Origin of the sequence: Anaeromyxobacter diazotrophicus, assembly GCF_013340205.1 — a bacterium.
Taxonomy (GTDB): Bacteria; Myxococcota; Myxococcia; order Myxococcales; family Anaeromyxobacteraceae; genus Anaeromyxobacter_A; species Anaeromyxobacter_A diazotrophicus.
The window spans coordinates 22738-47175 of sequence record NZ_BJTG01000010.1 but is presented as its reverse complement, the minus strand read 5'-3'; the positions used below and the strand labels follow the sequence as shown (position 1 = coordinate 47175).

14 protein-coding genes are annotated in these 24438 nt (G+C 73.8%); 6 read left to right on the top strand and 8 right to left on the bottom strand.

What is annotated here, in order from left to right; genetic code table 11:
• The first annotated feature begins 321 nt into the window (after positions 1 to 321).
• The 4 genes from gltB (at position 322) to HWY08_RS18920 (ending at position 10686) form a co-directional block, all read left to right on the top strand.
• Entirely contained in the window at positions 322 to 4932 is a 4611-nt protein-coding gene (gene gltB, locus HWY08_RS18935; RefSeq protein ID WP_176068149.1) for a glutamate synthase large subunit, read from the top strand.
• A gap of 2 nt (positions 4933 to 4934) precedes the next feature.
• Positions 4935 to 6431, top strand: a complete 1497-nt coding sequence (locus HWY08_RS18930; protein ID WP_176068147.1) for a glutamate synthase subunit beta — start codon at positions 4935 to 4937, stop codon at positions 6429 to 6431.
• Between the two features lie 96 nt (positions 6432 to 6527).
• Entirely contained in the window at positions 6528 to 9917 is a 3390-nt protein-coding gene (locus HWY08_RS18925) for an aminotransferase class V-fold PLP-dependent enzyme (protein WP_176068145.1), read from the top strand.
• 406 nt (positions 9918 to 10323) lie between these two features.
• Complete coding sequence (locus HWY08_RS18920; protein ID WP_176068143.1) at positions 10324 to 10686, top strand: hypothetical protein; 363 nt, start codon at positions 10324 to 10326, stop codon at positions 10684 to 10686.
• Between the two features lie 35 nt (positions 10687 to 10721).
• Here HWY08_RS18920 and HWY08_RS18915 read toward each other — a convergent pair whose 3' ends face one another.
• Positions 10722 to 10922 carry a hypothetical protein gene (locus tag HWY08_RS18915; RefSeq protein ID WP_176068141.1) on the bottom strand — a complete coding sequence of 67 codons (201 nt, stop codon included), beginning with the start codon at positions 10920 to 10922 and terminating at the stop codon, positions 10722 to 10724.
• 231 nt (positions 10923 to 11153) lie between these two features.
• Here HWY08_RS18915 and HWY08_RS18910 point away from each other — a divergent pair, with 231 nt between their 5' ends.
• On the top strand, positions 11154 to 12194 hold the full coding sequence (locus tag HWY08_RS18910) for a patatin-like phospholipase family protein (RefSeq protein WP_176068140.1): 1041 nt from the start codon (positions 11154 to 11156) through the stop codon (positions 12192 to 12194).
• 277 nt (positions 12195 to 12471) lie between these two features.
• On the opposite strand, the gene HWY08_RS18905 is transcribed toward HWY08_RS18910, so the two are convergent.
• On the bottom strand, positions 12472 to 13422 hold the full coding sequence (locus HWY08_RS18905; protein WP_176068138.1) for a hypothetical protein: 951 nt from the start codon (positions 13420 to 13422) through the stop codon (positions 12472 to 12474).
• 152 nt (positions 13423 to 13574) lie between these two features.
• Between HWY08_RS18905 and HWY08_RS18900 the strand changes: the two genes are divergently transcribed.
• Positions 13575 to 14327, top strand: coding sequence for a hypothetical protein (locus HWY08_RS18900; RefSeq protein WP_176068136.1), 753 nt, complete (start codon positions 13575 to 13577; stop codon positions 14325 to 14327).
• 20 nt (positions 14328 to 14347) lie between these two features.
• On the opposite strand, the gene HWY08_RS18895 is transcribed toward HWY08_RS18900, so the two are convergent.
• The 6 genes from HWY08_RS18895 to HWY08_RS18865 form a co-directional block, all read right to left on the bottom strand.
• Positions 14348 to 15688: an OFA family MFS transporter gene (locus HWY08_RS18895; RefSeq protein ID WP_176068134.1), complete on the bottom strand. Its 1341-nt coding sequence runs from the start codon at positions 15686 to 15688 to the stop codon at positions 14348 to 14350.
• Positions 15689 to 15713: 25 nt separating this feature from the next.
• Complete coding sequence (gene moaA, locus HWY08_RS18890; protein ID WP_176068132.1) at positions 15714 to 16718, bottom strand: GTP 3',8-cyclase MoaA; 1005 nt, start codon at positions 16716 to 16718, stop codon at positions 15714 to 15716.
• A complete protein-coding gene (gene nrfD / locus HWY08_RS18885) occupies positions 16702 to 17913 on the bottom strand; it encodes an NrfD/PsrC family molybdoenzyme membrane anchor subunit (RefSeq protein ID WP_176068130.1) in 1212 nt (403 codons plus the stop codon). The genes moaA and nrfD overlap by 17 nt, the downstream gene beginning before the upstream one ends.
• A 1-nt stretch (position 17914) precedes the next feature.
• The gene (locus tag HWY08_RS18880) at positions 17915 to 18838 is read right to left on the bottom strand and encodes a 4Fe-4S dicluster domain-containing protein (protein WP_176068309.1); all 924 of its coding nucleotides are present in this window, start codon (positions 18836 to 18838) and stop codon (positions 17915 to 17917) included.
• A gap of 93 nt (positions 18839 to 18931) precedes the next feature.
• On the bottom strand, positions 18932 to 22228 hold the full coding sequence (gene fdh, locus HWY08_RS18875; RefSeq protein ID WP_209005189.1) for a formate dehydrogenase: 3297 nt from the start codon (positions 22226 to 22228) through the stop codon (positions 18932 to 18934).
• Between the two features lie 161 nt (positions 22229 to 22389).
• The gene (locus HWY08_RS18865) at positions 22390 to 24381 is read right to left on the bottom strand and encodes an ABC-F family ATP-binding cassette domain-containing protein (protein WP_176068126.1); all 1992 of its coding nucleotides are present in this window, start codon (positions 24379 to 24381) and stop codon (positions 22390 to 22392) included.
• Between the last annotated feature and the right edge of the window lie 57 nt (positions 24382 to 24438).

Here is a 24438-nt window from a genome sequence, read left to right as displayed (position 1 = left end):
AGCTCCGGCCGGCCCCTGCTCGCGTGCCTGGATTTCGTGCGACGGCTGCCCGGAGTTCGGGCACGCGGCGGCGCGCCGCCCGCTATTGACGGTGCGCGCCGCCGTGGTGGAAACTGACCCTTCCATGTCGGAAGGTGAGCAGCGCTCCCGGGCCTGGCCGGCCGGGTGTCCCTGCGCCCCGCGCAGCGGGGCGACGCAGGTCGAAGGTCCTTCTCAGCGAGCCAGCGAGATGGAGCGGGCGAGGTTCGCCCACGGCTCTCTCGTGCCGGCGCGCGCCGGGAAGGCCTAGAGCTTTTTCTCCACGCAGCCGAGGAAGGTGCGATGAGCGAGCACGGCTATCCCGAGCGCCAGGGCCTGTACGATCCGCAGCAGGAGCACGACGCCTGCGGCTTCGGCTTCGTCTGCGACATCCAGGGCCGAAAGTCGCACGACATCGTCCAGAAGGCGCTGACCGTGCTCGTGAACCTCGAGCACCGCGGCGCGGCGGGCTCGGAGAAGAACTCGGGCGACGGCGCCGGGCTCCTCTGCCAGCTGCCGCACCGGTTCCTCGAGGGCGCCGCCGCCGCCGCCGGCGTGAAGCTGCCGGCGCCCGGGCGGTACGCGGTGGGCATGGTCTACCTGCCGCAGCAGGAGGCGAGCCGCCGCGCCTGCGAGAAGCTGGTGGAGCAGGTGGTCGCGGAGGAGGGCCAGACGGTCCTGGGGTGGCGCGACGTCCCCACCGACAACGGCAGCCTCGGGCCGACCGCGCGCGCGAGCCAGCCCGCCATCCGGCAGCTCTTCGTGGGGCGCGGCGACGGCTGCCGCGACGAGGCCGCCTTCGAGCGCAAGCTGTACGTCATCCGCCGGCTGGTGGAGAAGGGCGTCTCGCGCTCGGCGCTCCCGCAGCGCGGGCAATTCTACCTGCCGTCGCTCTCCTGCCGGACCGTCGTCTACAAGGGGATGCTGAACGCCGGGCAGCTCGTCTCGTTCTACCCGGACCTCGCCGACCCGGCCTTCGAGTCGGCCATCGCGATGGTCCACTCGCGCTTCTCGACCAACACCTTCCCCAGCTGGTCGCGCGCCCACCCGTACCGCTACATCTCGCACAACGGCGAGATCAACACGCTCCGCGGCAACATCAACTGGATGCACGCGCGGCAGTCGATGATGCAGTCGTCGCTCTTCGGCGACGACCTCAAGAAGATCCTGACCATCATCGACCTGGAGGGCTCCGACTCGGCGATGTTCGACAACGTGCTCGAGCTGCTCCACCTCTCGGGCCGCTCGCTGCCGCACGCCATGATGATGATGGTGCCGGAGCCCTACAGCCGGCACGAGTCGATGTCGCCGGAGAAGAAGGCCTTCTACGAGTTCCACTCCTGCCTCATGGAGCCGTGGGACGGGCCGGCGTCCATCGCCTTCACCGACGGGACGCTGGTGGGCGCCACCCTCGACCGCAACGGCCTCCGGCCGGCGCGCTACTACGTGACCAAGGACGACCTGGTCGTCATGGCGAGCGAGGTGGGCGTGCTCGACCTCCCGCCCGAGCGCGTCCTCAAGAAGGGCCGGCTCCAGCCGGGCCGCATGTTCCTCGTCGACACGGCCGAGAAGCGGATCGTCTCGGACGAGGAGCTGAAGCAGCGCATCGCGCGCGAGCAGCCCTACGCGAAGTGGCTCGAGCAGCACCTGGTGAAGCTCGACGACCTGCCCGCCCCCACGAACGTCATCGAGCCGGATCACGAGACGGTGCTCCGGCGGCAGGAGGCGTTCGGCTACACGGCCGAGGACGTGCGCCTGCTCGTGAACCCGATGGCGGAGAGCGGCACCGAGCCCATCGGCTCCATGGGCAACGACGCGCCGCTGGCGGTGCTGTCGCAGAAGCCGCAGGTCCTCTCCAGCTACTTCAAGCAGCTCTTCGCGCAGGTGACGAACCCGCCGGTCGACGCCATCCGCGAGGAGATCATCATGGCGGTGGAGACCAGCATCGGCCCGGAGGGCAACCTCCTCGAGCCGACGCCGGCCTCGTGCCACCAGCTCTCGCTCCCCACCCCCGTCCTGCGCAACGCGGAGCTGGAGAAGATCCGCGCCCTCGACGGCAAGGCGGGCGCGCACGGCTTCAACAGCATCACCCTGCCCATGCTGTTCAAGGTGAAGGACGGCGGCGCCGGGCTGCGCAAGTCCATCGAGGACCTGCGCTGGTCCACCTCGGAGGCGATCGCCGAGGGGCGCAACCTCATCATCCTCTCCGATCGCGGCCACGACGAGGACCACGCCCCCATCCCGGCGCTCCTGGCGGTGGCGGCGGTGCAGCACCACCTCCTGCGCGAGGGGACCCGCACCCGCGTCAGCCTGGTGCTCGAGACCGGCGAGCCGCGCGAGGTGCACCACTTCGCGCTGCTCATCGGCTACGGCGCCAGCGCGGTGAACCCCTACCTGGCGTTCGAGACCATCCACGACCAGGTGAAGCTGGGGATGATCAAGGGCCCCCCCGAGGCGGCCGAGAAGAAGTACGTGAAGGCCGTCAACAAGGGCATCGTCAAGGTCATCTCGAAGATGGGCATCTCGACCATCCAGAGCTACCACGGCGCCCAGGTCTTCGAGGCCATCGGCCTGAACCAGGACTTCATCGACGAGTACTTCACCTGGACGCCGACCCGCATCGGCGGGGTGGGCATCGACGTGGTGGCGCGCGAGGTGAAGATGCGCCACGACCGCGCCTTCCCGCCCAAGCGGCCCATCGTCCACAAGCAGCTCGGCACCGGCGGCCAGTACCAGTACCGACAGGACGGCGAGCAGCACCTTTTCAACCCGCTCACCATCCACAAGCTCCAGTACGCCTGCCGCACCGGCAACTACAACCTGTTCAAGGAGTACACGAAGCTCGTCGACGACACGGCGCGCGACCTCTGCACCCTGCGCGGCCTGATGGAGCTCGTGCCGCCGGCGCGGTCGGTCCCGCTCGAGGAGGTGGAGCCGGTCGAGGCCATCGTGAAGCGCTTCAAGACCGGCGCCATGAGCTACGGCTCGATCTCGAAGGAGGCGCACGAGGCGCTCGCCGTCGCCATGAACCGGCTGGGCGGCAAGTCGAACACCGGCGAGGGCGGCGAGGACCCGGAGCGCTACCAGCCGCTCCCGAACGGCGACTCCAGGAACTCGGCCATCAAGCAGGTGGCGAGCGGGCGCTTCGGGGTGACGAGCCACTACCTCACCCAGGCGCGCGAGCTGCAGATCAAGATGGCGCAGGGCGCCAAGCCCGGCGAGGGCGGGCAGCTCCCCGGCACCAAGGTGTACCCGTGGATCGCGAAGACGCGCCACGCCACCCCGGGCGTGGGGCTCATCTCGCCGCCGCCGCACCACGACATCTACTCGATCGAGGACCTGGCGCAGCTCATCCACGACCTCAAGAACTCGAACCACGGCGCGCGCGTCAGCGTGAAGCTGGTGGCCGAGGTGGGGGTCGGGACCATCGCCGCCGGCGTCGCCAAGGCGCACGCGGACGTGGTGCTCATCGCCGGCCACGACGGCGGCACCGGCGCCTCGCCGCTCACCTCCATCAAGCACGCCGGCATCCCCTGGGAGCTCGGGCTGGCCGAGACCCACCAGGTGCTGGTCATGAACAACCTCCGCTCGCGCATCGCGGTGGAGGTGGACGGCCAGCTCAAGACCGGCCGCGACGTGGTCATCGGCGCGCTGCTCGGCGCCGAGGAGTTCGGCTTCGCCACCGCGCCGCTCGTCGTGCTGGGCTGCGTGATGATGCGCGCCTGCCACCTCAACACCTGCCCGGTGGGCGTCGCCACCCAGGACCCCGAGCTGCGCAAGCGCTTCACCGGGGATCCGGCGCACGTGGTGAGCTTCATGCGGTTCATCGCCCAGGAGGTGCGCGAGTACATGGCGCTCCTCGGCTACCGCACCCTCGACGAGATGGTCGGGCGCTCGGAGCGGCTCGAGATGCGCCGCGCGGTGGAGCACTGGAAGGCGCGCAACCTCGACTTCAGCCGCATCCTCTTCAAGCCCACCGTCCCCAAGCACTTCGGCCGGACCTGCCAGATCCCGCAGGACCACGGGCTCGACGAGGCGCTCGACGCGACCACGCTCCTCGAGCTGGCGCGGCCGGCGCTGGAGGGGAAGAAGCCGGTCAAGGCGACGCTCCCCATCCGCAACACGAACCGGGTGGTCGGCACGATGCTCGGCTCCGAGGTGACGCGGCGCTTCGGCCCGGAGGGCCTGCCCGAGGACACCATCCAGCTCCAGTTCCAGGGCTCGGCGGGCCAGAGCTTCGGCGCCTTCATCCCGCGCGGCCTCACGCTGACCCTGGAGGGCGACGCGAACGACTACCTCGGCAAGGGCCTCTCCGGCGGCAAGCTGGTGGTGTACCCGCCGCGCGCCGCCACCTTCGTGCCCGAGGAGAACGTGCTGGTGGGCAACGTGGCCCTCTACGGCGCCACCGGGGGCGAGGCGTACATCCGCGGCGTGGCCGGCGAGCGCTTCTGCGTGCGCAACTCGGGCGCGCAGGCGGTGGTCGAGGGCGTGGGCGACCACGGCTGCGAGTACATGACGGGTGGCCGGGTGGTGGTGCTCGGCCCGACCGGCCGGAACTTCGCGGCCGGCATGTCGGGCGGCGTCGCCTACGTGCTCGATCAGGGCGGCGCCTTCGCCAAGGTGTGCAACCGCGAGCTGGTCTCGCTGGCGCCGCTCGAGGACGAGGAGGAGATCGCGCTCGTGCGCCGGCTGGTCGAGCGGCACGTGCAGTACACCGAGAGCGGCCTCGGCATGCGGGTGCTCGACGCCTGGAAGGAGAGCGTCGGGCGCTTCGTGAAGGTCATGCCGAACGACTACCGGCGCGTGCTGGAGGCGCAGGCGCGCATGCTGAAGCGCGGGCTCTCGCCCGACGAGGCGGCGATGGCGGCCTTCGAAGAGAACGCGCGCGACGCGATGCGGGTGGGTGGGAACTAGCCATGGGCAAGCCGACCGGATTCCTGGAGTACGACCGCGAGCCGTCGCACGTGCGCCCGCCGCTCGAGCGCGCCAAGGACTGGAGCGAGGAGCACCCGCCCTACGCCGAGGAGACGATGCGGCAGCAGGGTGCGCGCTGCATGGACTGCGGCGTGCCCTTCTGCCACACCGGCCAGCTCATCGCCGGCATGGCGGCGGGCTGCCCGGTGAACAACCTCATCCCGGAGTGGAACGACCTCGTCTACCGGGGCCAGTGGCAGGAGGCGATCATCCGCCTCCACAAGACCAACAACTTCCCCGAGTTCACCGGGCGCGTCTGCCCGGCGCCCTGCGAGGGCTCCTGCACGCTCGGCATCAACGCGCCGCCGGTCACCATCAAGAACATCGAGCGCGAGATCGTCGACCGCGCCTTCGCGCAGGGCTGGGTGAAGGCCCAGCCGCCGCTGGCGCGCACCGGCAAGCGGGTGGCGGTGGTGGGCTCGGGCCCGGCCGGCCTGGCCGCGGCCGCCCAGCTCAACAAGGCGGGCCACGCGGTGACCGTCTACGAGCGCGCCGACCGGGTGGGCGGGCTGCTCATGTACGGCATCCCCAACATGAAGCTCGACAAGGGCGTGGTCGAGCGGCGCGTGCGCCTCATGGCGGAGGAGGGCGTGAAGTTCGTCACCGGCGTCGAGGTGGGCAAGGACCTCGCCCCCGGGCGCCTCCTCACCGACTTCGACGCGGTGGTGCTCACCACCGGCGCCACCCAGGCGCGCGACCTGAAGCTCGAGGGCCGGCAGCTCGGGGGCATCCACCTGGCGATGGACTTCCTGCACCAGAACACGAAGTCCCTGCTCGACTCCGGCCACCGCGACGGGAAGTACCTCTCGGCCAAGGACAAGCACGTGGTCGTCATCGGCGGCGGGGACACCGGCACCGACTGCGTCGGCACCGCGCTGCGCCACGGGGCGCGGAGCGTCACGCAGCTCGAGATCATGCCGCGCCCGCCCGACCAGCGCGCCGCCGACAACCCGTGGCCGCAGTGGCCCAAGGTCTACAAGCTCGACTACGGGCAGGAGGAGGCGAAGGCGCTCTGGGGCGAGGATCCCCGCCAGTACGCCGTCTCCAGCAAGCGCTTCCTCGGCGACGAGGCGGGCCGGGTGACCGGCATCGAGCTCGTCAGCGTGGACTGGCTGCACGGCCAGGACGGGCGCCCGGTGGGCCCGCGCGAGGTGGAGGGCTCGAAGCGGGTCATCCCCGCCGACCTGGTGCTGCTCGCGCTCGGCTTCCTCGGCCCGGAGAAGGGCCTGGTCGGCGAGCTCGGCCTCAAGCTCGAGGAGCGCGGCGCCACCTGGACCGTCGCGACCGACGCCGAGAAGATGACGAGCGTCCCCGGCGTCTTCGCCGCCGGCGACTGCTCCCGCGGCCAGTCCCTGGTTGTGTGGGCGATCCACGAGGGCCGCAAGGCGGCGCGGGGCGTGGACAAGTACCTGATGTACGGGGAGACGGTGCTGCCGTAGCCCGCCCGGCCTCGCGCGCCGCAGCGCCGCAGCGTAGACGGGGCGGCCCCAGCCGGGCGCGTGCGCGCCGGGTCCGATCTCCGGACGATGGGCCGCATGATCGCGGCGCGGGAGGAGGGCCGGGACGGGCTGTGCGGGATCTGCCCGGCCGGGTGCCCGATCCGCGCCGTGGTGGCGGGCGATCGGCTCGTGCGCGTCGAGCCGGCCCCGGACGCGCCGGCCGGCCTGTTCTGCACCATCGGGAGCCGCTCGCCCGACGTCGTCCACGACCCGGACCGCGTCGCGACGCCGCTGCGGCGCCGCGGCCCCAAGGGCACCCTCGCCTTCGAGCCCGTCGGGTGGGACGAGGCGATGGACGGGCTGGCCCGGCGCCTGCTGCGCCTGCGCGAGGAGCACGGCCCGGAGGCGGTCGCGATCTACACCGGACGCGGCAGCTTCGACCAGGCGCTGTGCGACATCTACCAGCCGGCCGGCGTGACGGTGTCGTCCGCCTCGAGCGTGCTGTTCCCGTTCGGCTCGCCGAACACGCTGGGCGTCGGCGCGCTCTGCTACGTCGCGTTCGCGATGATCGCGCCCCACGTCACGCTCGGCGAGATGCTGGTGGGGATGGAGAGCGACCTCGAGCGCGCCGAGCTCGTCGTGCTGTGGGGCGCGAACCCCGCCACCGACTCGCCCCCGCGGGCGCACCACCAGGTGCTCCAGGCGCGCCGGAATGGCGCCGAGGTGATCGCCATCGATCCCCGCCGCGGCGAGACGGCCGTGGCGGCGGGCGCGGAGTGGATCCCGATCCGCCCCGGCACGGACGGCGCGCTGGCGCTGGGGCTCATCGAGGTGCTCCTCTCCGAGGAGCTCCACGACGACCGCTTCGCGCGCGACTTCACGGTCGGATTCGACGACCTGCGCCGGCTGGTGCAGCACTTCCGGCCCGAGGTGGTGGAGGGGATCACCGGCGTGCCGGCGGCGACGGTCCGCCGGCTGGCGCGCCGGATCGCCGCCGCCCGCGGCGCGGCGCCGGTCACGTACACCGGCCTCGAGTACTCCGGGAACGGCGTGCAGGCGCTCCGGGCGCAGCTCGTGCTCTGGGCCCTGGCCGGTCAGCTCGACGTGCCGGGCGGGCTCCTCCTGCGCATGAAGCAGGGGCTGTTCCCGCAGAACCGGACCCGGCTCCAGCCGAACCCGGACGTCGGCAAGGCGCTCGGGCGGGACCGGTTCCCGCTGTACACGCATTACCGGGGCGAGTCGCACGCGATCGCGCTGCCGCCCGCCGTCCTCGACGGCGACCCGTACCGGATCCGGGCGCTGCTGGTCCTGGGCGGCTCCCTCGTCACCGCCTGGCCCGATCCCGCGCTCTGGCGGCGGACGCTGGGCGGGCTCGAGCTCCTCGTCTGCATCGACCGCTACCTGACCGCTGACGCTGCCTGGGCGGACCTGGTCCTGCCCGCGACGACCGGGTACGAGAACCTCTCGTACCTGCGGAGCGGCCCGGCGTTCCGCCTCCGCGAGCGCCTGGTCCCGCCGGTCGGCGAGGCGCGCAGCGACGCCGTGATCCTGGGGGAGCTGGCGCGCCGGCTCGGGTACGGCCACCTCTACCCGCAGACCGAGGAGGAGGTGGTCCGGCACGCCCTCGAGGGGAGCGGCTTCACCCTGGAGGACGTGCGCCGGGCCGGCGGCACGGTGCGCGTCCCAGCGCCGGGCATGGAGTACCGCAAGTGGGAGAAGGGGCTCCTCCGCCCGGACGGGCGCCCCGGCTTCGACACGCCGAGCGGCAAGCTCGAGATCGCTTCCTCGATCCTGGCCGAGCACGGTTACGATCCGCTCCCGAGCTACGGGGAGCCGCCGGAGAGCCCGCAGAGCCGCCCCGACCTGGCGCGCCGCTTCCCGCTCGTGCTCGGCTCCGGCACGCGCACGCGCTTCGACTTCCGCAGCCAGCACCATGGCGTGCGGGGCCTGGCCGAGCGGCAGCCGGAGCCGCTGGTGACGATGCACCCGGCCGATGCGGCCGCGCGCGGGATCGCCGACGGCGACCCCGCTGTCATCGAGACCGCGCGCGGCGCGGCCGCATTCCGGGCGCGGCTCGACGACGGGATCGCCGCCGGCTGCGTGGACGCGTGCATGGGCGGGGGCGGTCCGCTCGGGCCCGCGGCGTGGCGCGCCTGCAACGTCAACGTCCTCACCGATCCCGGGCAGGTGGACCCGATCTCGGGCTTCCCCGTGTACAAGGCGCTGCTGTGCCAGGTGCGCCGCGCCGAGGGGTCTCGCCGCAGCGCGCCCGCCCCCGGCGGCCCGCCCGCCCTCGAGCCCGCCCTCGAGCCGGCGCCCGCACCCCGCCCGCTCTACCTCGATCACAACGCGACCACCCCGCTCGACCCCGAGGTGCTGGAGGCGATGCTCCCCTTCCTGCGCGACGAGCACGGGAACCCGTCGAGCCTTCACGGCCCCGGGGCCCGCGCCCGGGCCGCGCTCGACGCCGCGCGGCGCACGGTGGCGAGCGCGCTCGGGTGCACGGCGCGGCGCGTCGTCTTCACCGGGTCGGGCACCGAGGCGGACAACCTCGCCGTGCGCGGCGCCGCCTGGGCGCTCCGGGCGCGCGGCCGGCACGTCGTGACGACGGCCATCGAGCACCCGGCGGTGCTCGAGGCGTGCGCGGCGCTGGAGGAGCTCGGGTTCGAGGTCGCGCGCCTGGCGGTCGACGGCGAAGGCCGCGTGGAGCCCGCGAGGCTGGCCGCCGCGCTCCGCCCGGACACGGTGCTCGTGAGCGTCATGATGGCGAACAACGAGTTCGGGACGGTCGAGCCCATCGCGGCGCTGGCGTCCGTCGCGCACCGCGCGGGCGCGCTGGTGCACGTCGACGCGGTGCAGGCGCTCGGCAAGCTCGCCATCGACGTGGGCCCGCTCGGCGTCGACCTCCTCTCCGTCTCGGCGCACAAGATCCACGGGCCGAAGGGTGTGGGCGCGCTGTACGTCCGGGAAGGCGTCCCGCTCGCGCCGCTCGTCCGCGGGGGCGGGCAGGAGCGCGGCCTGCGCTCCGGGACCGAGAACGTGGCGGGCATCGTCGGGTTCGCGAAGGCCTGCGAGCTGGCCGTCCGCCGGCTGCGCGCCGGGGAGCCGGCGCGGTTGAGCGCGCTGGTCGAACGGCTGGAGGTGGGGCTGCGCGCGCTGGTGCCCGGGCTGCGGCGGGTGGGGAGCGCCGACGGCCTGCCCGGGACGCTCTGCGTCGTCCTGCCCGGCGTGCGGGGCGAGTCGCTCGTCCTCGACCTGGCCCGGCGCGGCGTGGCGCTCTCGTCCGGCTCGGCGTGCAAGTCGGGGCACCCCGATCCCTCGCACGCGCTCCTGGCCCTCGGGCTCAGCGCCGCCGAGGCGCACGGCGCCGTCCGGTTCTCGCTGGGCGCCGGGAACGACGCCGCGGACGTCGACGAGGCGCTCTCCCGGATCGCCGCCGCGCTCCGCGAGGCGCGCGAGGCGGTGCGCTTCGTCCCCTGCCGTTGACTGTTGCTCGGACCACGTGCAGTCGCCTCGCCGAGGCGCCGAGCCCTCGAGCGCAGGTCGATGAAACCGCTTGCGCGCGATCGACGATCGTGGTCTTCGTGCGCCCGTTCATGCCGGACCATTCCAAGACGACCCCTCCTGACGACGCTGACGACGCCGGCAGCTCCGGTGAGCAGGCCGAGGCGAGGCCCGGGACCATCTGGCGTCGCCCCGCTCCACGGACCGAGGTGGACGTCACGCTGGAGCTCACGTTGAGCAAAAGCGCGGGAGAGACCACCTCGCGCGACCTCCGGCCCCCGGCAAAGTGGCCGCCGGGGGCGTCCCCGTCCGAGAAGAAGTAGACGCCGCCGCGCGTGGCGGATCGGCTTAGACTGCGCCGGAAGCGCCGAAGCCGGCGCCCGCGCGCATGCGACTCGACCGCTCCAGCTGGCAGGACCCGCGCACGCGCCGCCGCCTGGTCGTGGCGGCCATCCTCGTCGCCGGCTGGACCCTTGCGGCCGCGCTGTACGTGACCACGCCTCCGGTCGTCGAGGACCCGGAGATCTACGAGATGGAGCACTCGAAGAAGGCGCTGCGCGACCTCGAGCGCATCGGGGGGAAGGCGGCGGTCTTCACGAGCGAGCTCAACGCCTGGGTGGCGAGCCGCTGGGAGGGCAAGGCGCGCGCCTACACCGTCGCGTGGCTCACGGTGCTGGTGGCGGGCGGGTACGCCCTCCTGCAGCGCGCGGGGAGCGGCGGGAGCCGCGACGCGCGAGGGCGCGCCGGGTAAGGGCTTCGGGAGCGCTCTGTGCCTCGCGGTGGCGCTCACCGGGCCGGCGCCGGGGCGATGAGCTGCTGGCGCTGCGCGGGCGGCGAGGGCCGCTCGCGGTACATCTTCTTCAGGGCTGCGGCGGTGTCGCGAAGCCGATCCCCGGCGGCCAGCCAGCCGCCGCGCGCGACGATGGCCACGCCGAACCCCAGGACGGCGGCGAGCAGGAGCGCGAGGAGGAACTGCGTCCGCGTCACAGCGGCCTCCTGCTTTCATCGTCCACATGGCGTGTGCTTCGCGCCAGGGGAGGGGCCCCTCCGGCGCCCGGGCGCATCTCACGCGCGGCCGGGCAGGCGGGCGCGCGCCGTGCCCCGGGGCCCCCGCCCACCGCCCGTGAGGCGGTGCTCCCTTGGGAGCACTCCACGTCGCGCCTGGACGAGCCGCCTGGCCGGCATCTACGGTGAAGCCTCACGGACGGCGAGGACGCGATGGCGCGCGCGGCGGCGATCGTGGTCGGCGGAGCGGTCGCGAAGGGGGCCTTCGCCGCCGGCGCGCTGGCGGAGCTCACGCGGAGGCTCCAGCGCGAGCGCACCCCGATCCGCGCGCTGGTGGGGACGAGCTCGGGTGCGCTCAACGCGACGATGGTCGCGGCCGGCGTCCGCGCCGGAGATCCCGCCGGCGCGGCGGACCGGCTCGCCGTGCTGTGGGAGCAGAAGGTGGACGTCTGGCACGTGTTCGAGCCGGAGCCCGGGAGCTGGTGGCACGGTCGCGGCCTCTCGGGCACCGAGCGCATCGTGGAGCTGCTGGCGTCGGAGTGCCCCCAGCGCGCGCAGGGGAGCGCGGCGCCGGAGGTGGCGCTCCGCCTGGTGGTGGCGCCGCTCGCGGGCACCCTCGCCGCGGCCGGCGGGACCTCGTTCGAGCACGTCGAGCGCTTCGCGGGGGCGGACCTCGACTCCGCCAGCGGGCGGCGGCGCATCTTCCAGGCCGCGGCCGCCTCCGCCGCCTTCCCGTTCGCCTTCCAGCCGGTGCCGCTCGACGGCGCCGGGCCCTGCGTCGACGGCGGCCTGGTGAACAACACGCCCATCGGCGAGGCGCTCGATCAGGATCGCGAGGTCGAGGCGATCTACGTGATCTCGGCCGAGCCGGCGGACCTGACGCTCGCTCCCTCCGCGGCCGCCGCGCTCGGCGGGAGCGCGCTGCTGCTGCGGCTGGTCGAGCTGCTGATCGACGAGCGGCTCACCCGCGACCTCGCGGAGGCGCGGGCGGTGAACGCCTGGCTTGCGGTGCTGGACCGCCTCGAGCGCCAGGGGGCGCTCTCCAGCGCGGCGCGCGCCGACATCGTCCAGGCGCTCTACCCGGGCCGGGAGCCCGGCGCGGTGCGTCCGGTCGAGCTGGTCGAGATCCGGCCGCCGGCCCTGCTGGCGGGGAACGCGTTCAAGGGGTTCTTCCGCCGCGAGCTTCGCCGCGCCTACGTCGAGCAGGGCCGGGCCGCTGCCAGGGCTCGGCTCGACGAGGCGCCGGGGGCGTGAGCCCCGAGCGACCCGCCGAGGCCCGGGATGGGCCGTAAGCGGGCGTTCTCCGGACGCGACCTGGCGGGGGATTGCGTCCGACGCGGGAGAGCGTACGATCAGCTCGAAGTGTTCGACACCAGGAGGTCGAGATAGCAGAACCGTTGCGGAGCTCGACATAGCGCAGTCTCCACCGGCGCCAGCCGGACCGGTGCTCGCCCAAGAGCACCCCAGGTCGAACCGAGACGAGGCCCCCACGACGGGCCTCTTCTCATGTCCGCGACGGCGCGTGCGCCGCTCAGCCGGCCCGCAGAGCTCCCGTACGATCGTCTGCCGCTCCCCCGGTGAAGGCCGCCAGGTCGCGCCGGAGCGCGCGACACAGGAACAGCAGGCTGAGGTGGCCCCGCGGGTAGAGGTGCGGGGCGACGCCCCAGCGCTCCGACAGCTCGCGCGCGCCGGCGAGGGGCGCGATCCCGTCGTGCAGCCCGGCCGCCACGAACAGCCGCGCCGCGGTGGGCGCCCGGCCCGCGGGATCGAGCGGCGCGAGCGCCTCGGCGAGCGCGGCGTCGCCGGGCCACGGCCCGCCCCCCGCGGCGCGCTCCGCCAGCCGGCGGTACCGGCGGCCGATCCCGGTCTGGCTCAGCACGAGCGCCAGCTTGGGCGGGCCGACCAGCGCCGCGAACGCGAGCCGCTCCGGCGCGGTCGCCGCCAGCGCGCCGGCGAGCGCGCCCAGCGACAGCCCGACCAGCCCGACCGGTCCGCGGCGCGCGGCCAGGGCGGCGCAGACGCGGAGCTCCAGCACGAGCTGCTCGAACACCTCGCGCTGGCGCTGCGCGTCGAGGCTCACGAACCCCTCGCCGCTGCGCGCGCCCGGGCGCGTGCGCTCGAGGTGGTGCGGCGGGCAGACCAGCCACGGCTCCCATCCGGCGCGCGCGAGCAGGGCCACGTAACCGCGGACGAGCCGCGGGCTCCGGATCTTCCACGGCGGCACGAGCAGGACGGTCCCGCGCCGCGGGCCGACCGCCGGCGTCACGTGCACCGACAGGCGATCGCCCGCGCCGGCCGGCCGGGGCGAGGGCGCCGACCAGGACCGCCCGGGCGCCGGCTCGGCCGGCAACGCCGGCAGCGGCGCGAAGCAGCGCAGCGGCTCGGGGGCGGCCAGCCGGCAGGGCTCGGGCGCGCGACGGACGAGGTCCTCGCTCCACACGGCGAGCGCGTCGATCGCGCGGTGCAGGAGGGCGGGCGCCATGTGGTTGCATGATGGGGTCTGTGGCGTCCGTCGGCCACGCCTGTGCCGGGAGGGCACGCGCGCCGCGGCGTCCAACCCCGCGTCCCGCCTGAATACCCCGGCAGGCACGCCCGTCGCATCGTGGAGCGCTGCTCACGAACGGAGGAGCCCCCATGCTGCTCGCCCCGCTGGTCCTCGCCGCCGCCCTCGGGCAGGCCTGCCCCGCGCCCGACTCCCGCTACGGGCCGCCGCCGTGCGCGGCCGCCAACGTGCCGGGGTGCCTCCCCGGCTACCGCCGCCAGGTGGACCGCTTCGGCCACGTGACCTACGCGTGCGACCCGGCGTACGGGTGGGGCGCCGAGCCCGCGCCCGCTCCGGCCCCGCCGCCCGGCCCTGGCCCCGACGCCTACGCCGCGCCCGCGCCCGCGCCCGCCCCGGCCTATCCCCCCGAGCCGGCGTACGAGCCGGCCTGGCGCGGCCGCGGCGAGCCCCGGCACCAGGTCGCGCTGGTGCTCATGCCCGGCACCGCCACGCTCGACCGCGGCACCACGAGCGACGGCGCCGGCGGCGTGGCGATGGAGCTCAGGGGCGTCCGGGGCGGCGCCCGGCTCCGGCTCGGGTTCGAGTACACGCGCTGGACGCGCGTGGCGGAGGCCGCGCTCAAGTTCGACTTCAACGAGGGGGGCCTCGTGCGGCCCTTCCTCGCCCTGGGGGTGGGCGCCGCCCGCTTCGAGCGGATCGACCTCGACCGTGCCTGGCACCCCACCGGCAGCGTGTCGGGGGGCGTCGACCTCTACCTCGCCCGCGACTTCTTCCTGACCGCCGAGCTGAAGCAGCGCGCCTTCACCCAGGACACCGACCACGGCCTGGAGGTCTCGAGCCTCCACCAGACCAGCTTCTTCGTGGGGGCCGGGTTCTACTTCTAGCGGCGCGCCGCCCGTCCCCCTCAGTGCGCGTGTGCCCGCCGCGGCAGGCGGAGGTGAGCCCATCGCTCGCCCGGCCCCGCCGCGGCGGTCCCCGGCCGGCGCGCCACCACCGGCAGGATGGCCGCCGCCAGCAGCATGAAGCCGATGTAGGGGAGGGCGCCCGCGAACGAGCCGGTGTGGTCCTTCACGAAGGCCACGAAGATGGGCCCCACGATCCCGCCGACGCCCCAGGCGAGCAGGATCCACCCGTAGTTGACGCCCATGTACTTCGTCCCGAAGTAGTCGGCGGTGAACGACGGCATGGTCCCGAAGCCGCCCCCGTAGCAGAGCAGGACGACCGCGAACAGCGTCGCCACGAGCGGCAAGGCGTGGATGCCGCCCACGAAGAAGAAGATGAGCACCTGGCTGCCGTAGATGAGGATGTAGGCCCAGTTCCGGCCGATGCGGTCGGAGATGGCTCCCCAGAAGAAGCGCCCGACGCCGTTGAACACCGCGATGAAGCCGTACACGGAGAGCGCGACCGCCGGGCGGGCCCCGGTGAGCTCGCGCATGATCGGGACGGCGTTCGAGATGAAGAGGATGCCAGCGGTGACGTTGAGGAAGAGCATGAACCAGAGCATCCAGAACTGCGGCGTCCGCATGGCCTCGGACGGCGGGTAGTCGCGGCCGGTGGCGGCCGCCGCGGCCACCGCGCCCGGGCGGGCGTAGCCGGCGGGCGGGTTCCTCACCTGCGCCGCGCAGAGCCCCCCGAGCACCGCGAAGACGATCCCCGGGATCAGGAACGCGTTCATGACCGCGTCGACGCCGGCGGGCGACAGGTGAGCCGCGGCGGGGCCGCCGCCCCGGCCGGCGAGGATGCCCGCCGCCTCCCGCGAGGCGGCGGCGAACGACGGGATCGCCTTCATGATGTTGCTGAAGAAGAAGGCCCCCAGCCCGAACCCCATCACCACCATGCCGCTGCCGAGCCCGCGCCGGTCCGGGAACCACTTCGTCACGGCGGCGACCGGCGTGATGTAGCCGAGGCCGAGCCCGAGCCCGCCGATGACGCCGTAGGTGAGGTAGAGCCACCACGCGCCGAGGTGGGCGGTGCCGAGGCCGGCCAGGATGTTGCCGATCCCCCACACCACCACGCCCGTGACGGCGACGGCGCGCGGCCCGGAGCGGTCTTGCCAGCGCCCGCCCAGGATCGCGCCCACGCCCAGGAAGAAGATGGCGAGCGCGAAGGCCCAGGTGGTGGTGGTGTTGGACCAGCCGAACGCCGCGATGAGCGGCTGGGTGTAGATGCTCCACGAGTAGACGGTGCCGAGGCAGATCATCGCGATGGTGCCGGCGACCGCGATCGCCCATCGATTGCTGGTCATGACATTTCGCGAGCGCCGAGCTTCGCTAGCCGCCGATGCCCATCATCGGCCGGAGCTTCACGAGCCCGGCGCTCGCCTCCTCCATGTGGTGCCGCGGCGCCTTGTGAGCCAGCGCCTGGCGGATGGAAACCTCGAGGGCCTCGTCGCTCGCGCCCCCGCGCAGCAGCGCGCCGAGCGGCACCTGGGCCTCGCCGCCCAGGCACACCTGGAAGCCGCCGTCGGCGGCCACGCGCGCGCGGTTGCAGCGCTCGCAGAAGTTCTCGGTCATGGCGCCGATGAAGCCGACGTGCCGCGCCGCCGCGCCGGCGCCGCGCTCCCGCATGTAGTGGGCCGGCCCCCAGCCGCGCTTCTCGCACGGCTCGAGCGCCACGCCCTGCGCCGCGAGCAGCGCCTTCACGCGCGCGGTCGGGACCGGCGTACCCTGCGCGAACGGCATGAGCTCGATGAAGCGCGGCGACGCCCCGCGCGCCCAGGCGTAGCGGACGAGGTCGCCCAGCTCGTCCTCGTTCACCCCGCCCAGCACCACCGTGTTGAGCTTGAGGTGCGGGAAGCCCTCGGCGGCGGCAGCGTCCACGCCGGCCAGCACGTCCGCCAGGCGCGCGCCGCGCCCCGAGATGGCGCCGAGCCGCTCCGGCCGGAGGGTGTCGAGCGACACGTTGAGCGCGCCCACGCCCGCGGCGCGCAGCGGCCGGGCCAGCTCCGCGAGGCGGTGCCCGTTGGTCGTGAGCGCCACCTCCTCCACCCCGAGCGTGGCGCCGACGTCGCCGGCGATGGCGACGAGGTCCTTGCGCAGCGTGGGCTCGCCGCCCGTGAGGCGCACCCGGCGCACGCCGAGCCGCGCGAACACCCCCACCAGGCGGGCGAGCTCGGGGCGGGTGAGGACGGAGGAGGGCTCCTCGTACTCCGACGGCGAGCAGTAGTTGCATCGGAAGTTGCAGCGGTCGGTGAGCGACAGCCGCAGGTAGGCGATGAGGCGCCCTTGCGCGTCCTGCAGGGGCGGGATGGAAAGCGTCTCAGGGGTGCTCTTCACGTGGTGCGGCCTCCGTCTCCCTGCCCGCTCCCACCCCGCGCAAAGCGGGGTGGGAAGCGCCCGCCCGATCCCTCTCCGTAAGCTCGGCGGCGCCCCCGCGCCCGGCCCTCTGCTGCTCGGAGGTGGCGAGCGGGTCGCGCGCGGACGCCCGCCCCGCCTGCAGGATCGCGAACCGCAGCGTGAGCGCGCCCAGCGTGCCGAGCAGGCCGGCCGTCCGCCGCAGCGGCGAGCCGCGCCGGGAGAGCGCCGTCGCCGCGAGCCCGGCCGCCGAGAGCACCTGGGCGGTCCGCCACAGCGCCCCCGAGGCGCCGCGGCGGAGCGGACGCGCGACGCGCGGCACGCGCCGGGCCTCGTAGGCGAACACCTCGCCGAGCGCCAGCTCGAGGGTCTTCCCGAGCAGGGAGAACCGGTGCACCACGTCGTCGCCGGTGCCCCCGGGCGGCCACAGCTCGAGGAGCGAGGCGGCGCCGGCGGCCCCGGACGCGCCGAACAGGACCGGCAGCGCGTTGCGCGTCCCGTGCCAGATCGGCACGGCCGTGTTGGCGATGAGCACGCCGGTGTACGTGCAGAGCGGCAGGCCCATCACCCCCGCGCCGAAGGCCGCGGCGTCGGAGACCGTCCGCTGCCAGGGCCGCCGCGCCGGCCAGAGGTGCGGCAGGGTCGAGGCGGCGCAGCAGGCGCCGAAGGCGGAGAGGAACCAGGTCCCCATGTTCATGGGCGAGGTGGGGCGGAAGACGCGCAGCATGTCGAGGAAGCGCGCGGGCCGGCCCAGATCGGCGATGAGCAGGACCGCCGAGGCGCCCGCGCCGGCCGTCGCGATGAGGCGGCACCGCCCGATGAGCCGGTGCTCGACGCCGGGGTGACGCTGGCGGACCGGGCCGGGGCTGCCGCGCCAGCCCGCGAGCTGGGCGGCCGCCCCCAGCGCCGCCGCCGCCCCCGCCACCCCGCCCACGTAGAAGTAGGCCGGGACGTACCAGCGCCACACCGGCTCCTTCAGGAGCGGCAGGCCGTAGTAGCTCCGGCCCCGGTCGGCCTCGTAGGCGAGCGAGGGCACCTCGTCCGAGCGTGGCGCGGCAGGGGAAGGCGCGAGGTCCTTCACGCGCTGGTGGGAGCCCTCGCCGAGGAGCGCGCCCAGCTCGGGATCGACGTTCCTGCCGTCGTGCGGACGGTCGTCCGGAAGGTGCCTCGCGCGCATCTCAGGTCCTCCTCGCGCCGGCGACGGCGCCCAGGCAGAGCGCCGCCAGCCCGACCACGCTCGCCGCCATGGCGTACCAGGCGCGGGTGATGTGCTTCGTCGGGACGACGGGATCGGGCGGCAGGTTGTAGGCCTCCGGCTCGTCGCACAGCAGGAAGAACGCGTGCAGCCCCTCGGTGCCCGGCTGCGCGAGGGCGCTCTCGCCGTAGAGGCGCGCCTCGGCGACCCCGCGCGCGAGGAGCTGCTCGACGCGCTTCGCGCCGCGCGCCCGCAGCTCGCCCAGCTCCCCGAACTGGATCGAGGCGGTCGGGCACGCCTTGGCGCAGGCCGGCACCATCCCGTCCTTGAGCCGGTCGTAGCAGAGGGTGCACTTCCAGGCGCGCCCGTCGTCCTCGCGCCGGGCGATGACCCCGAACGGGCAGGCCGAGACGCAGTAGCCGCAGCCGTTGCAGACGTCGGGCTGCACGTAGACCGAGCCGAACTCGGTCCGGACGATCGAGCCGGTGGGGCACGCCTCCAGGCAGCCGGCGCGCTCGCAGTGCTTGCAGACGTCCGACATCATGAGCCAGGAGAAGTTCGAGAGCGCCCGCTGGGTCGGGCCGAGCGGTACCGGCGACTCGATGTGCGACGGCGCCACGAAGTCCGCCAGCAGGCTGGTGGTGCCGGGCTGGCCGGCGGGCCTGAGCGGCGCGAACGCCATCGTCCCCGCCTCGGTGCCGTCGCGCGGGGTCCCCTGGCCCGGGAGCCGGGTGGTCCGCTCGACGAAGGCCACGTGCCGCCAGGTGGAGGCGCCGAGCTGGCCGGTGTTGTCGTAGCTCATCCCGGTGAAGAGGAAGCCGTCGTCGGGGAGCTGGTTCCACTGCTTGCACGCGACCTCGCACGCCTTGCAGCCGATGCAGAGCGTGGTGTCGGTGAAGAAGCCCATCTGCTTGCGCGCCGGGGCGGCGCCGTGCTCGGGCGCGAGCGCGCGCGAGCCGCCCGGGACGCCGTAGTCGGTCTGGAGGTTCACGGGCATCGCTCACCTCCTCGGATAGGCCGGCGGTTCGCGCTGGGTCGCGTGGAGGCCCGGCCGGTCGCGGGGCGCCTCGCCCGCGGGCGGCTCCGGCAGGCGCAGCTCGAGCCCGTCGGTGACGGAGCGGCGCCCGAAGCCGTGCCGGCCGGCCCGGATGTTCCCCGTGAGCGCCTTCGACTCCTGGATCGAGACGTTCGGGTCGGCCACGAACCCGATGAGCTCGTTCGCCGGATCGCCCCGCACCCGCCCGACATAGCTCCAGTGGTAGGGGAGCCCGATGGTGTGGACCCAGCGCCCGCGCACCTTGAGCGGCTTCAGCCGATCCGTCACCAGCACCCGCGACTCGATCTCGCCGCGGGCGGTGGTGATCGTCGCCCAGCCGCCGTTCCTGAGCCCCTTCTCCTCCGCCAGCTCCCGCGACACCTCGCAGAACATGGAGGGTTGCAGCTCGGAGAGCCAGGAGAGCCAGCGGCTCATGCCGCCGGCGGTGTGGTGCTCGGTGAGGCGGTAGGTGGTGAGCAGGTACGGGAAGCGCGGATCGCCGTAGGCGCGGTGGTACGGGTTCTCGCGCCGGTGCCACTCCAGCCGCGCCGGGTTGCACTGCTGGGCGTAGAGCGGGTTCTCGACCACCGACTCCTCCGGCTCGTAGTGGGTGGGGAAGGGGCCGTCCATGAGGCCGGAGGGCGCGAAGAGCCAGCCCTTGCCGTCGGCCTGCATGATGAAGGGGTCGTTGCCCCCCAGGCTGGCGGTGCCGACGGTGCCGGGCTCGGGCCGGTAGGACGGGGGCCGGTCCGCGATGAAGTCCGGCACGTCGTGGCCGGTCCACCGCCGCTTCGCCTCGTCCCACCAGACGTAGCGCTTGCGCTCCGACCAGGGCCGGCCCTCGAGGTCCGCCGAGGCGCGGTTGTACATGAGCCGCCGGTTCATGGGCCAGGCCCAGCCCCACTCCGGCGCGACCCACGTCTGCTCCGCCTGGGGCCGGCGGCGGGCGGTCTGGTTCACGCTGTCCGCGTAGCACCCGGAGTAGATCCAGCACCCGCAGGCGGTCGAGCCGTCGTCGGTGAGCTTGGCGAACCCGGGCACGGGCTTCCGGTCCGCGACCGTGTACCCGTTCACCTCGAAGAGCACCCGCTCCGCGTCCGGCTCGCGGAGCGGTCCGACCTCGCCGTAGTCCCAGGTGAGGAGCTGGAGCGCCCGGTCCTTCGGGTCGGTCGAGCCGGCGTAGCGCCGCTTGAGGAGGCGCCCGAGGTCATAGACGAACTGGAGGTCGCTCCGGCAGTCGCCGGGCGGCTCGATCGCCTTGTGGTGCCACTGCAGCATGCGCTGGGTGTTGGTGAAGGAGCCGCTCTTCTCGGTGTGGGCCGCGGCCGGGAAGAAGAACACCTCGGTCTGGATGTCCTCGGTGCGCACCTCGCCGCGGTCGATCTCGGGGGCGTTCCGCCAGAACTCGGCCGTCTCGGTGAGCGCGAAGTCGCGCACCACCAGCCAGTCGAGCTTGCGCAGCCCCTCGCGGTGGAGCGCGCCGTGCATCGAGCCGACGGTGGGGTTCTCGCCGACGACGAAGTAGCCCTTCACCTTGCCGTCGGCCATCTCGGAGACGGTGGTCATGTGCGAGTGGTTGCCGGTGAGCCGCGGCAACAGGTCGAACAGGTAGTCGTTCTCCTTCGTCGCCGCGTCCCCGAACCACGCCTTCTGCAGGGAGACGATGTACTTCGGGAACTCGCTCCACCAGCCGGTGGCGGAGCGGTTGTTCTCGATGTAGCGCGCCAGCGCGCCCTGGTCCGGGAGGACGGCGTGCGGCATGGGCAGGTAGCCGGGGAGGAGGTCGAACAGCGTCGGGATGTCGGTCGAGCCCTGGATGGAGGCGTGGCCGCGCAGCGCCATCACGCCGCCGCCGGGCCGGCCCATGTTGCCGAGCAGGAGCTGGATGATGGCGGCGGTGCGGATGTACTGGACGCCGACGGTGTGCTGCGTCCAGCCCACCGCGTACACGAAGGCGCCGGTCCGCTCGCGCCCCGAGTTCTTGCACAGCGTCTCGGCCACCTGCAGGAACAGCGCCTTCGGGACGCCGCAGGTCTCCTCGACCAGCTCCGGCGTGTAGCGCGCGTAGTGCTTCTTGAGGAGCTGGAACACGCACCGGGGGTGCTGCAGGGTGGGATCCTGGTGGCGCTTCGTCATGCCCGACGCGTCGGCCGGGGCGCCGCCCGAGCCGGGCTGGTCGGGGTGGGCGTGCTTGTGGCCCGCGGCCGGGATCACCCCCTCGACGCCCTCGTAGCTCCAGCTGTCCCACTCGTACTTGTTGGTCTTCGCGTCGAAGCCGCTGAAGAAGCCCTCCTGCCCCGGGTCCTCCGGGTCGCGGAAGCGCTCGTCGATGATCGTGGCCGCGTTGGTGTACTCGGTCACGTACTCCTTGAACCAGCGGTCGCCCTCGAGGATGTAGCGGATGATCCCGCCCAGGAAGGCGATGTCGCTCCCGGCGCGGATGGGGACGTGCAGGTCCGCCACCGCGCTCGTCCGGGTGAAGCGCGGGTCGACGTGGATGACGGTGGCCCCGCGGTTCTTCGCCTCCATCACCCAGCGGAAGGCCACCGGGTGGCACTCCGCCATGTTGGAGCCCTGGATCACGACCACGTCCGAGTTCTGCAGGTCGCCCGGGAACGTCGTCGCGCCGCCGCGGCCGAAGGAGATCCCCAGACCGGGGACCGTGGAGCTGTGTCAGATCCGCGCCTGGTTCTCCACCTGGATGATGCCGAGCGCGGTGTAGAGCTTCTTGAGGAGGTAGTTCTCCTCGTTGTCGAGCGTGGCGCCGCCGAGGTGGGCGATGCCGAGCGTGTGCCTGGCGAGCTGGCCATGCTCCTTGGCCGCCGGGTCGGTCACGCGCTCGGTCCAGGTGGCCTCGCGCGTCCGCTGCACGCGCTCCGCCACCAGCTCCATCGCCTGCTCGAGCGAGAGCACCTCCCAGTCCGTGGCGCCGGGCCGGCGGTGGAGGACCCGCTTCTCGCGGTGCGACCCGGTCACGAGCTGGAAGGTGGCCGCGCCCTTCGGGCACAGGCAGCCCTGCGAGACCGGGGAGTCGGTGTCGCCCTCGATGTCGATGATCCGCTCGTCCTTCACGTACACGAGCTGGCCGCAGCCCACCGCGCAGTAGGGGCAGACCGAGCGCGCCACCCGGTCCGCGGAGGCGGTGCGCGGCGCGAGCTGGCGGGTCCGCTCGGACCAGGCGCTCGCTCCGAGGCCGATCGCATCGCGGTGCGCCAGCTGACGGGCGACGGGCCAGCTCGAGAGGACGGGGAGCTTTGCCACGAGGGATCCCTTCGTTGGAGGTGTCCCTGCGAATGTGGGGTCCTCGCGGCCCGGCCGGCAACGGCCCGGATCCCCGCCGCGCGCGGCTGCACCCGAGGTGCGCGCGGGAGGGCGGGAGGGCGGGTGAGCGGGGGGGCGGGGGGGCGGGTGGACCGCGAGCGTCAGCCGGCGAGCGACTCCAGCTCGACCTGCTTCGCCTCCCAGTCCGCGTACAGCGCCGCGAGCTCGTCCTTCGCCGCCGCGAGGGCCTCGACGTGCGGGCGCGCCCGGGCGAAGTCCTGGTACAGCGCGGGATCGGCGAGCGCGGCCTCGGCCGTCTTCTGGGCGGCCTCCAGCTCCGCGATGCGGCGCTCCAGGGCGGCGATGGCCTGACGCAGGGGCCGCTCGCGCGCGTAGCGGGCGTTGCGCGCCTCGGCCTCCAGGCGGCGGCGGTCGCGGTCGTTGACCGGCGCGGCCTTCGCGTCCAGGCGCGCCTCGGCGCCCCGCGCCGGGCCCTCGGCGCGCTGCTCCTCGAGCTGCCGCTGGTGGTAGAGCCAGTCGTCGAGGTTCCCGGGCTGGTCGAGGATCGCCCCGTCCTTCACCTCCCAGATCCGGGTGGCGAGGCCGTTCAGGAAGCTGCGGTTGTGCGAGACGAACAGCATCGTGCCGTCGTAGCCGCGCAAGGCCTCGATGAGCGCCTCGGACGAGGTGAGGTCGAGGTGGTTGGTCGGCTCGTCGAGGAGCAGCAGGTTCGAGCGCAGCAGTAGGATGCGCGCCAGCGCCACCCGCGCCCGCTCCCCGCCCGAGAGCACGCCGATGGGCTTCTCGACGTCGCTGCCGGAGAAGAGGAAGCCGCCCGCCACGCCGCGGACGTACGCCTCCCCCTGGTCCGGCACCACGTCCCACAGCGTGTCGAGGATGGTCTTCCGCGGGTCGAGCGCGCCGAAGCCGCGCGAGGCGTCCCCGGGGGCGGCCTCGAAATGGTGTTGGGCGTAGTACCCCGGCACCACCGAGTGCCCGAGCTTCACCTCGCCCGCGTCCGCGGCGAGCTCGCCCGCGACGAGCCGCAGGAGCGTCGTCTTGCCGGCCCCGTTCGGCCCGATGATGCCGACGCGCTCGCCGCGCAGCACCTGGCCGGAGAGGCCGCGGTAGACGATCCGGTCGCCGAAGGCCTTCGCCACGCCCTCGAGCCGCACCACCTCCTTGCCGGAGCGGGGCGCCTCGGCGAAGCGGAAGGAGAGGGTGGCCCGCTCCTCCAGGACCTGCACCTCCTCCATCTTGTCGAGCATCTTCTGGCGGCTCTGCGCCTGCCGCGCCTTGGTGGCCTTGGCGCCGAAGCGGTCGATGAAGCCCTGCAGCTCGGCCCGGCGCGCCTCCTGCCGCCGCGCCGCCGCCCCGAGCCGCTCCTCCTCCTCGGCGCGCAGCCGCCGGTAGTCGTCGTAGTTCCCGGCGTAGCCGCGCAGCCCCTCCGGCTCGAGCGCCAGCACCCGCCCGATCTGGCGGTTCAGGAACTCGCGGTCGTGGCTGATGAGGAGGAGCGCCTTCTGCGAGCCGCGCAGGAAGGCGTCGAACCAGGTGAGGGTGGGGATGTCGAGGTGGTTGGTCGGCTCGTCCAGGAGGAGCAGGTCGGGGTCCTGCAGGAGCAGCCCGGCCAGCGCGGCCCGCATCTTCCAGCCGCCGGAGAGCGCCGCCGAGTCGCGCTCGAGCTCGGCCGGCGCGAAGCCGAGGCCGGTCAGGATGCGCTCGGCGCGGTGTCGCCCGAAGCGCTCCTCGAAGTGGTCGAGCTCGGCGTGCAGATCGGCGAGCGCCTGGGAGAGCTCGAGCTGCTCCTCCGGCTGGCGCTCCTCGCGCAGCGCCGCCTCGGTGGCGGCGAGCTGTGCCTCCACCGCGCCGCGTCCCGGGACCGAGGCGAGGACCACCTCGACCAGCGGGCCGGAGGGGAGGGCCGCCACGTCCTGGGGCAGGTAGCCGGCGCGCCCGCCGCGGCGCCAGGCGAGGGTGCCGGCGTCGGGCGAGATCTCGCCGGCGAGGATGCGCAGCAGCGAGGACTTGCCGGTGCCGTTGGCGCCGACCAGCCCGATCCGGTCGCGCGGGCCGATCGCGAAGCCGGCCTCGTGGAGGAGGACCTTGGGTCCGTAGGCGAGCGCGAGGCCGCTGGCGGTGAGGAGGGACATCGCGGGCGGGGGTGGCTCTTAACCTTTCTTCACGTGGGGAACAAGCACCGGCCACCC